This is a genomic window from Pontiella sp., assembly GCF_041622395.1.
Taxonomy (GTDB): domain Bacteria; phylum Verrucomicrobiota; class Kiritimatiellia; order Kiritimatiellales; family Pontiellaceae; genus Pontiella.
The window spans coordinates 1-9,780 of sequence record NZ_JBFJYW010000136.1; the positions used below are offsets into that span (position 1 = coordinate 1).

Below are 9,780 nucleotides of genomic sequence, written 5' to 3' on the forward strand. Positions count from 1 at the left end.
CATTCCGGCGCGCATGGTCGTGGGCTACCTTTACGGCCTTGAACCCATGGAACTGCACGCCTGGTTCGAGGCCTACGTCGGCGGCCGCTGGTACACCTTCGATGCCACGCAGGCGGAACTCAGAGGCGGATACGTGGCGATCGGCTACGGCCGCGATGCGGCCGACGTCGCCGTCTTCAATCAGTTCGGCCCGCCGGTCGCCGTGCGCTCGCAGTACGTCCGCGTGCAGCGCATCGAAACAGCCTGACCCGAAGCGGTTTAACGTGGAACGGCGGGATGGGCTCTATTGACGCGCGGGGAAGCGACGTCTAGGATAAAGCCCGGATCTCCGCCAGCACTTCGTTCTCGGTCTTTCCCGCGCAGTCGACCACGAGATCGGCATAGCGGAGGTAGAGCGGGCGGCGCTCGTCGAAAAGGTCGGCGAGGGTCATGCCGGGCTTGATCACCACGCCGCGCGCCGACCAGTCGCCAATGCGCCGTTCGATGTCCGCCAGCGGAACGTCGAGAAACACCACGCGGGCGATCGACTTCAGGTGCGTCATGGCCTCCGGGTAGTAGACCACGCTGCCCCCGGTGGCGATCACGCAGTTTTCGCAGACGACGGAGCGGGCGGTATCGGCTTCGAGCTTGCGATAGTCGTCCAGGCCGTTTTGGTTTTGGAAGGCCTGCATGCTCTCGCCGGCGCGCGCTTGCACCAGCAGGTCGGTATCGATGAAGCCCATGGAAAGCCACTTGGCCAGCTGCACGCCAACCGTGCTCTTGCCGCTCGCGGGCATCCCGATCAACACCATGTTGCTTTTGCTTTTCATGAATATTTTTCAGACGGGATAACAGGATTTACCGGATATCGAGTCCATCCTGTTATCCGGTCAAAAAACTAGCATTCGTAATCGACGGCGTGGCGTTCGCAGACGAGCGGTTTGATGAACCCGCCGACCTTCACGTGCTCGGGATGCTCGGCATAGGCCTTCAGGTCGGCCATCGAGGCGAACTCGGAATAGAGCACCATGTCCTTCGACTGAACCGAGCCCAGCACATCCAGGCCGACTTCGATGTCGATCAAGGTCGGCGTTACGCCCTTCAATGCTTCGAGCCGGCGCTTCGCCTCTTGTTTGTCGGCCTCGGCCACTTCATCCTTAAACTTCCACATCACGATATGCTTAATCATCAGTTCACCCTTTCGTTTGACTATCCGGGGAGTTTAACCACGAAGACGCGAAGGCCACAAAGCAGAAACGTCACGCTCTTCGTGCCCAGGCGTTGAAACCGGCCGTTCTACCCGATCCGGCGTTGCCGGAACCAAAGACAACCCATGCGAACGATCAATGACCGCAAAGGCACGAAGATGCCAAGCGGACTCGTGCTTGCCGCATTTCAACCTATTGCGCCGGCATCTAAACACTGAGACTCCCTGCGAATGGAAATATTGGCCACAAGAGAGCGCAAAGGACGCAGAGGCAACGGGATATTGCTTTGCTCTCTCGGTGCGCTCTCGTGGCTAAAACGCTCCTTATTTAAGTGCCGCATCTATAACTCGGGGTAGCCGGAACCAAATCTACCACCCGCTTCGCTAGAGGTCACAGAGACACAGAGGGGATATGTATAAATGAGCCTCTGTGTCTCAGTGCCCTCTGTGGTGAAAATACGAAGTTCTAGGTGACACGCTGCACTACGCTCAAACACCTAGATCGCAAAGAGAAGCGCGTCCGTCTTTGCGACCGTTGCGTTCTTCTGTTGGAGACTTTCCGTGGCTGATTTCCGGCTCAAGGATCAATCGTCTTCGTAGAGTTCGTTGACGAGATCCCACGCCATCGGATCGTCGGTGCGCAGACGGCACAGCAGGTTGTAGTAGTAGATCAGCAACTGGATATGCTTGGCCTTGAACTCATTGAAGTTGGCGTTCTCGGCAAACCCCTCGGCCATCATTTCCTTGACCGTCATTTGATGGACCCGCTCGATCTCCCGTTCCAGCTCCAGTCTTCCCATCCGGAGGAACCCCGGCGTTTTCAGCAGCAAGACGGGCTCAAAGCTGATGCCTTCCAATGTCTTGGCGGTGGACTCGATCGCGTCCGCGGGAGCATCCTTGGGAAACTCCTTCATTACTTTATGCCACATGCGTTCGGTTTTCATTGGCTTTCGCCTCCCTTCAACCCGGGAAGAATACACCCTCGAGGGGTAAATCCACAACGGATATATCCCGCAGACTCCGCCCCGGCGCGGGGGCCTTTTCCGCGGGCGCCGAATATTGTACTTGTTTTGTACTGTTTCATGCGGCAGGGTCCTTTTTTGCCGAGGGTCTTTTGGAACTGTTTGAACAGGACAGCTGCCCGATTCATTCCGGTAGAGTTTAAAACCAAACGACTGGAAAACCATGCATGAGACTCTCGACCGCTACTTAGGCGCGCATTTCGCGTCCACGCCCGACTATTCGTCTTTCGACGAGGAATTTCTCGGGGACTTTCTTAAACAGGGGCCGCTTCACCGCTTTATCCCGGTCGAGTATGGCGGCAGCTACGAGGGGATTTCCACCTGCCTGGACCTGCTGGACACCGTTTCCTACCATTGCCTCCCGCTCGGGCTGGCCCTCGGAATTTCGGGCTCGTTGTTTCTGCTTCCGATGGCCCGGCTGGCATCCCCCGAGCTCAACGCCGCCATTCTCCCCCGCTTCATCGGCAGCACCGAACTCGGCGGCATGATGATTACCGAACCGACCGGGGGAACCGATATTTTCGGGCTTCGCAGCACGCTGGAGGTGGCCGACGGCCGGGCCCGGCTCAATGGCGTCAAATGCTGGGGCGGACTGACCGGACGAGCCGAACACTGGCTCGTTGCGGCCCGCATCAAAAACGGCGACAAGCTGACCCGGCGCGTGGCCATGGCCTATGTGCCCCTCGCCGCCGAAGGCGTGGCGGTGGAAAACTATTTCGATGCGCTCGGGCTGCAACCGATCCCCTATGGATCCACCCGCTACACCAACGTCGATTTGCCGCAATCCTATCTCATCACCCCGCCCGGCGGGAGTGCGCTGCGGGACATTCTCGACACGCTTTTCAGAAGCCGGATGGGCGTGGCCGCCATCGCCGCCGGCCAATGCCGCCGTCTGGCGGACGAGGTTGCCGAACGCGCCGGCTCCCGAATCACCTTCGGGCGAACCATCGGCGAATACGATCAGGTGCAATACCGGATTTCCGGCCTGCGGGGCCTGCAGCAGATCAACCAGAGCCTATGGCACTTCACCGGGCACTGGTGCGACCATCACACCGATGTTTCCGGCGATCATCTGCTGGCCAACGCCTCCAAGGTGATTTCATCCGAAGGGCTTCAGGCGGCGGCGGATTCGGCCGTGCAGCTATTCGCCTCGGCGGCCTACAAACGCAACCACGTGGTCGGGCGCGCCTTTACCGATGCCCGCCCCTTCCAAATCTTCGAGGGCAGCAACGACGTGCTGCTGGAAAACACCTACGATGTACTCGCCAGCCGATACGGCGGCGTCGATGCCGAGGTGGTGGAAACCGAGCTCGAACGCTATGGACTGAAACGGTCCGACCACGTTCCCGCGGCCGTGCGGGAGGGCCTGCTTCGCAACGGCGGGCTCTCGCAGCGCCAAAAGGTCCAATACGGAAAAATCATATCCTGGATCCTCGTACTCTCCGTACTCGAACGCGAAGCCGCCCTTGAAGGGAACCCCATCGAAGACGGCCTGCGCCTCGCCCATCGGCACCTGGCCGCGCATATGGCGGAATTGCCCTACCTGGGCTGACGCGCCAGCCCCGCGACGGAAAAATCGGACGAAGGAAAGCTTCCATGCGCGGGGGAACCTCCGTACCTTTTAGCGCGCATGAACCCCGCCGCCGCCCATCCTCGCCGAGACCCCCCAGCCCCCACCATGAAACGCGCCTATATCGAGATCAGCAATGCCTGCAACCTGAGCTGCGGCTTTTGCCCCAGCCCGGGAATTGCGGGGCAACGGCAATGGATGACGCAGGACCTGTTCGAGACCACGCTGGACCAACTGCAGGGAGTGGTCGAAGAGGTTTATCTGCATGTGCTCGGCGAACCGTTGCTGCATCCCCTGCTGGAATCGTTTCTGGCCGCCGTCAACGACCGCAACCTGAAGATCAACCTCACCACCAACGGCCTGCTGATCGAATCCCGCGCATCCGTTCTCCTGCGGTCCGCCGCCCTGCGGCAGATCAACTTTTCCATCCACGCCCTGCAGGAACTCGACGATGCCGCCGAAGCCGCCCGTTCGCTCGACACCATTCTTGAATTCGTCCGGCAGGCCATGCAGCAGCGCCCTGAAATATTCATCAATCTACGGCTGTGGAACGAAACGGCCGCCGCCGGCGAATGGAACGAGCGGGTATGGCGGCAGATCACAGAACGGTTTAACCGGGCCGCCGCCAAACCGGCCTTCGACCCGCGCAGCAAAAAGCAGGAACTCGGCGGGCGGGTCTGCCTGAATCTGGATACCCGCTTCGACTGGCCGGCCGACACCGCCGAAACCGCGCCGCGTACCGAAGGCACCTGCCAGGCCCTGAAAACCCACTGCGCCATCCTGGCCGACGGGCGCATCGTGGCCTGCTGTCTGGACTACCAAGGCGATCTCGAACTCGGGCAGGTGCGCGAAGGCGGCATCGCCGCCGCGCTCGCCGGCCCGCGCGCCCGCGCCATGCGCAACGGGTTTGATCGGCGCGTCCTCGTCGAACCCTTTTGCCGGCATTGCACCTTCTGCCGCCGCTTCGGCTGATCCCCCCGGAACCCCTATGAACACGGACCTTAAAACCTATATCGAACGCTACACCGAACTCGAACTCGACCTTCGGAAACTGATCGGCCGACTGAGCGGAACGCTCTGCGGAGAATGCACCCGCTGCTGCTGCGACATCATCCACTGCAAAGAAGCGATCAAGAGTCCTTTTCTGAAACTGATTCATCGGCAGACCGACCGGTTCGACGACCGGGAAGGCTTTCTCTCCGCAACGGGCTGCACACTCGAACAAGGCCGCCCGTCGGTCTGCTATGAATATTTCTGCGACGACCACTTCTACCATCAGCCCGACGACCTCCACGCCGAAATCCTCAAAATTCTCGGTGCCCTGCTCTTGCACGCCACGCGCAACGCACAGGGCAACACGGCGCTCGAAGACATCAAGACCGAAGAGGAGCTCGATCAGCTGGACTTCCTGCAGTTGGGCAAACAACTGGAAGAAAGCGTGCTGGCCATCGGAATCATCCGCGCGTTCTGCCGCGACGGCACCCTCCCCGAACCCGCCCTAAAGACACTCCGCCAAATCCAAATTGAAGAGTAGCCCCCATTCTTGGCTCAATTCCGCCAAACGATTTCAATCGAAGAAAACCAAAACCGCCCGCCACCGGCCTAAAGAGAAGCTTCTTCCTTGAACTGCCCCGCCGCGTATGTCCTTATTTCCGGCTCTTATGGATCGGCAGGAAACAAAGGAAGTTCTCAATACGGTTAAGCAGTCGCTCGATGGCGTGCTTTTGCGGGATCGCGCCTATCTGAATTCGCTGATGCGGCGGGTGCGGCAAGGCATCCACGACAACCAGCCGACCGACCGCTTGGCGGCGAAGCTGAAGGACGCCCACTTCCAGGCGCTGGAACGGGCGCAGAAGCGCGCGGCGGTGCGGCTGAAATGCGACTACCCCGATGTGCTGCCCGTGTCCGGCAAACGCGCCGACATCCAAAAGCTGATCGCAGCCAACCAGGTGGTGATTGTCTGCGGCACGACGGGCTCGGGCAAGACGACCCAGTTGCCGAAGATCGTGCTGGAGGCCGGCTGCGGCAAGACCGGGCGGATCGGCGTCACCCAGCCGCGGCGTTTGGCGGCGACGGGCATGGCGCGGCGCGTGGCCGAGGAGATGGAGTCGGACTACGGCCGGGGCGTCGGTTGCCAGGTGCGGTTCGACGATTCCACCTGCGACGAGACGATCATCAAATTCATGACCGACGGCATCTTGCTGGCGGAAACCCAGCGCGACCGCCACCTGCTGCAATACGACTGCCTGATCATCGACGAAGCCCACGAGCGCAGCCTGAACATCGATTTCCTGCTCGGCTACCTCAAGAACCTGCTGGCGGTCCGGCCCGACCTGAAGATCGTCATCAGCTCCGCCACGCTCGACGCCGCGAGCTTTTCGGGCTTCTTCGGCAACGCCCCGGTGATCGAGGTCGAGGGCCGCACCTACCCGGTGGAGGACTTCTTCCTGCCGCCGGGCAAGGACGAGGAGCTTTCGAACCACATCCTGCGCGCGATACGCTGGATCTCGAGCGTGGACCAGCAGGGCGATGTGCTGGTCTTTCTGCCGGGCGAGCGCGAGATCCGCGACGCCACGAAAAAGCTGGAGGGCCAGCATTGGAGCCACACGGAGGTGCTTCCGCTGTTCGGCCGGCTGAGCATGGGCGAGCAGCAGCGCGTCTTCAAGGTGGGCGGACGGCGCCGCATCATTTTGGCCACGAACGTGGCGGAAACCTCGATCACGATTCCGGGCATCCACTATGTGATCGACTCGGGGCTCGTCCGCCTCAGCCGCTACAATCCGCGCACGCAGGTGCAGGGGTTGCAGATCGAGCAGGTCTCGCAGGCGAGCGCCCGCCAGCGGCGCGGCCGCTGCGGCCGCGTGACCGACGGGATCTGCGTCTACCTCTACGACCAGGAGACGCTCGAAAACAGCGCGCAATACACCGACCCCGAAATCCGCCGCTCCTCGCTGGCGGGCGTCATCCTGCAAATGGACCTGCTCGGCCTGCCGCCGATCGATCGCTTTCCGCTGATCGACCCGCCGAGCACGACGCTGGTGAACGAGGGCTATCGAACCCTGCGCGACATCGGCGCGATCGACGACGACCGCAAGCTGACGCCCCTCGGGCGCGATATTGCCAAGTTCCCGACCGACCCGCATCTCGCGCGCATGCTCGTCCAGGCGATCGACGAGGGGGCCTTGCCCGAACTCCTGGTGCTCGTGGCGTTCCTCTCGATCCAGGACGTGCGCGAACGCCCCGCCGAAAAGGCCGATACCGCCGACCTGGCCCACCGGCAATGGATGGATCCGAAGTCCGACTTCATCACCATCCTGAATCTCTGGAACGCGATCGAGGCCGAGCGCGGCGTCGGCGGCTCGCACGGCAAGCTGCGCAAGTTCTGCAAGAAAAACTTCGTGAACTATCGCCGCGTAACGGAATGGCGCAACCTGTGGCAGGACCTGCGCGATCAGGCGCGCGAACTGAAGTTCGACAAACGTTCGCCCCGAAGGCGCGGCGACACGGAGGATAAAAGGAACCAAAAAGCGCCGAACCTCCCTGCCGCCGTGGAGGAAACCCATTACGACTTAATCCACCGCAGCCTGCTGGCGGGGCTGCCGGCCAATATCGGGCTCAAGGGCGAGGAGCGCGAGTTCACGGCGGCGCGCAACCGCAAGTTTTTCATTTTCCCGGGTTCCGGCCTTTTCAAGAAGCCGCCGGATTGGGTGATGACCTTCGAGCTGGTCGAAACGACCAAGCTCTATGCCCGCATCGTGGCCGAGGTCGAACCCCAGTGGCTCGAAACCGTTGCACCGCATCTGTGCAAAGCGGTCTACAAGCAACCGAAATGGGACGCGGAAAAGGGCTTCGTCTATGCGAAGGAGTCGGTGATTTCCGGCGGCCTGACGCTGAGCGACGGCAAAAGCGTCCACTTCGGGCCGATCAACCCCGAGGAAGCGCGGAAGATCTTCATCCGCGAGGGCATGGTTCCGGCCCATCTTTCCACGCACGGCGGTTGGCTCAGGCTGCACCGCCAGATGCTCGACGACATCCAGTTGCTCGAAGAAAAGATCCGCCGCCCCGGCGCCTTGCTCGACGCCGACGCGATCTACGAACACTTCGACCGCCTGTTGCCGGAGGACGTCTATTCCGTCAAATCGCTCGAGCAATGGCTGCGCAAATCCAAGGCGCGCATCGCCATGCGGATGGCCGACGCCATGTTCCCGGTCGGCGCGCCCATCCGGCCGGAGGACTACCCGGCCACCCTCACCTTCCACCATGAGGAATTCCACCTCATCTACACCTTCGAACCCGGCGACGAGCTCGACGGCATTGCCTTGGTTTGCCCCACCGACAAACTGGCCTTTCTGCCCGACTGGGGCCCGGACTGGTTGGTGCCCGGCTGGCTGGAGGAAAAGGTGAACCGCCTGCTGCGCTCCCTGCCGAAAAACCTGCGCACCGCCCTTGCGCCCATCGACCAGACGGCGCGCGACTTTGCGCACACTTGCGCAAGTGTGCGCCAGTCCCCCCTGCTGGAGGCCCTCTCCAAATGGCTGCAGCAGGAGTTCCAGCTGCCGGTCGATGCCTCCGATTTCGACGAAACATCGATGCCGGATTTCCTGCGGATGAAGGTGATCGAGACGCAGGGCGACGAGATTGTGCGGGTGCATACATCGATTTCCGAAGAGCACCGGATGAACGTCCACCGCAGCGGGGCCGAAACGGCCTTCGCGAAATGGACGTTGCCCCCCGGCCCGGGGTGGCCGGGCGGCGAGCTGCCGGAATTCATCGTCAGCGACGACAGCAGCCAGACGCGCGGCTATCCGGTTTTGACCGCCGCGGCGGGCGGCGTTGGCCGCGGGGTCTTCATCGACGAGCTCGAAGCCCTCTATTCGCACCGGGCCGGATTGGCGAAACTTTTCCGGCTGCAGGAAGCGCAGCAAGTGAAATATGTCGAGAAGCGGCCGCCGCTCACCCCCACCCTGCAACTCTCGCTGGCCACGATCGACGGCGACTTCCTGACGGACCTGATGGATGCCTCGATCCTTGAAGCGCTGACGCGCGATTCGCGAATCGCGATCCGCGATGCGGGCCGTTTTGCGGAGCGGGCGAAGGATGCGCGGGCAACGCTTTATGAAACGGTGGAGGAGAACGCGCGGATCCTCGGGAACCTGATGGAGCAGCGGGAGGCGATCGTCTCGGCGCTCGCCGGCCTGAACGCGGCGTTCGAAATCGTGCACGATCTGGAGATGCAGCTGGAGTTTTTGTTCCGCCCCGGATTCCTGCAAACGCTGGATGTGTTTGGCCGCTACCCGCGCTATCTGAAGGCGATGCAGGTGCGCATCCAGCGCGTCCGGAACAATGCCCCGGCCGATTTGAAGAAGCTGGCGGAGATCGAGCCCTTCCAGGGCCGGCTGAGCGCGAAACTGCTGGAGAGCGACGACATTGCCTCGGCCTACGGGTTGCTGGAGTTCGCGATGTTGCTGGAGGAGTTCCGGGTCAACCGTTTCGCCCCCGAGATCAAGACGCCGGTAAAGGTTTCATCGCAACGGCTTGAGGAGGCATGGGGCAACCTGCTATAACCCATCGGTAACCAGTAGATGAATCGAGGATGGATATGTTGGCAGCAGTGATTTTTGATTTCGACGGCATTATCGTGGATAGCGAGCCGATGCACTTCCGGGCCTTTAACGAGGCCCTTAAACCGATGGATATCGAAATGACGTGGGAGGAGTACTGCGCCACCTACATCGGCTTCGACGACCGCGACGCGTTCCGCGCCATCCTCAAGGCCCATAACCAGAAACATTCCAGCCGGGATCTCAAACACCTGATCGAACAAAAGGCAAAGGTCTTCCAAACATTCGTGCAGAATGGCGAGGCAACCCCGCTGCCCGGCGCGGTCGAGTTGATCAAGAGCATCCCCGTGCGCTTGCCGGTGGCGCTCTGTAGCGGCGCCTTGCGCGAAGACATCGATCCGATCCTCGAAAAACTCGGGATCGAGAGCGCCTTTTCGGTCA

The 9,780-nt window shown here is 61.5% G+C and carries 9 protein-coding genes; 6 read left to right on the top strand and 3 right to left on the bottom strand.

Going from position 1 to position 9,780, the window contains the following annotated elements; genetic code table 11:
• Window positions 1–247: transglutaminase domain-containing protein (locus ABYO54_RS09265; protein ID WP_372807969.1), on the top strand; the 247-nt coding region annotated here is incomplete at its 5' end.
• Between the two features lie 61 nt (window positions 248–308).
• On the opposite strand, the gene ABYO54_RS09270 is transcribed toward ABYO54_RS09265, so the two are convergent.
• The 3 genes from ABYO54_RS09270 to ABYO54_RS09280 form a co-directional block, all read right to left on the bottom strand.
• Window positions 309–809, bottom strand: coding sequence for a shikimate kinase (locus tag ABYO54_RS09270; RefSeq protein ID WP_372807970.1), 501 nt, complete (start codon window positions 807–809; stop codon window positions 309–311).
• Window positions 810–877: 68 nt separating this feature from the next.
• Window positions 878–1,168, bottom strand: coding sequence for a Dabb family protein (locus tag ABYO54_RS09275; RefSeq protein ID WP_372807971.1), 291 nt, complete (start codon window positions 1,166–1,168; stop codon window positions 878–880).
• Window positions 1,169–1,770: 602 nt separating this feature from the next.
• The gene (locus tag ABYO54_RS09280) at window positions 1,771–2,130 is read right to left on the bottom strand and encodes a hypothetical protein (protein WP_372807972.1); all 360 of its coding nucleotides are present in this window, start codon (window positions 2,128–2,130) and stop codon (window positions 1,771–1,773) included.
• A 241-nt stretch (window positions 2,131–2,371) separates the two neighbouring features.
• Here ABYO54_RS09280 and ABYO54_RS09285 point away from each other — a divergent pair, with 241 nt between their 5' ends.
• The 5 genes from ABYO54_RS09285 to ABYO54_RS09305 all read left to right on the top strand — a co-directional run.
• Complete coding sequence (locus ABYO54_RS09285; protein ID WP_372807973.1) at window positions 2,372–3,760, top strand: acyl-CoA dehydrogenase family protein; 1,389 nt, start codon at window positions 2,372–2,374, stop codon at window positions 3,758–3,760.
• A 126-nt stretch (window positions 3,761–3,886) separates the two neighbouring features.
• Window positions 3,887–4,750: a radical SAM/SPASM domain-containing protein gene (locus ABYO54_RS09290; protein ID WP_372807974.1), complete on the top strand. Its 864-nt coding sequence runs from the start codon at window positions 3,887–3,889 to the stop codon at window positions 4,748–4,750.
• Between the two features lie 16 nt (window positions 4,751–4,766).
• On the top strand, window positions 4,767–5,312 hold the full coding sequence (locus ABYO54_RS09295; RefSeq protein ID WP_372807975.1) for a hypothetical protein: 546 nt from the start codon (window positions 4,767–4,769) through the stop codon (window positions 5,310–5,312).
• A gap of 127 nt (window positions 5,313–5,439) precedes the next feature.
• Window positions 5,440–9,342 carry an ATP-dependent RNA helicase HrpA gene (hrpA, locus tag ABYO54_RS09300; protein WP_372807976.1) on the top strand — a complete coding sequence of 1,301 codons (3,903 nt, stop codon included), beginning with the start codon at window positions 5,440–5,442 and terminating at the stop codon, window positions 9,340–9,342.
• 35 nt (window positions 9,343–9,377) lie between these two features.
• A partial coding sequence (locus tag ABYO54_RS09305) for an HAD family hydrolase (protein WP_372807977.1) occupies window positions 9,378–9,780 on the top strand: 403 nt, incomplete at its 3' end.

Bases quoted from the DNA above. Each gene is read 5' to 3' on its own strand.
- ABYO54_RS09285 (WP_372807973.1), top strand. From the start codon at position 2,372: ATGCATGAGACTCTCGACCGCTACTTAGGCGCGCATTTCGCGTCCACG.
- ABYO54_RS09290 (WP_372807974.1), top strand. From the start codon at position 3,887: ATGAAACGCGCCTATATCGAGATCAGCAATGCCTGCAACCTGAGCTGC.
- ABYO54_RS09295 (WP_372807975.1), top strand. From the start codon at position 4,767: ATGAACACGGACCTTAAAACCTATATCGAACGCTACACCGAACTCGAA.
- ABYO54_RS09275 (WP_372807971.1), bottom strand. From the start codon at position 1,168: ATGATTAAGCATATCGTGATGTGGAAGTTTAAGGATGAAGTGGCCGAG.
- ABYO54_RS09280 (WP_372807972.1), bottom strand. From the start codon at position 2,130: ATGAAAACCGAACGCATGTGGCATAAAGTAATGAAGGAGTTTCCCAAG.
- hrpA (WP_372807976.1), top strand. From the start codon at position 5,440: ATGGATCGGCAGGAAACAAAGGAAGTTCTCAATACGGTTAAGCAGTCG.
- ABYO54_RS09270 (WP_372807970.1), bottom strand. From the start codon at position 809: ATGAAAAGCAAAAGCAACATGGTGTTGATCGGGATGCCCGCGAGCGGC.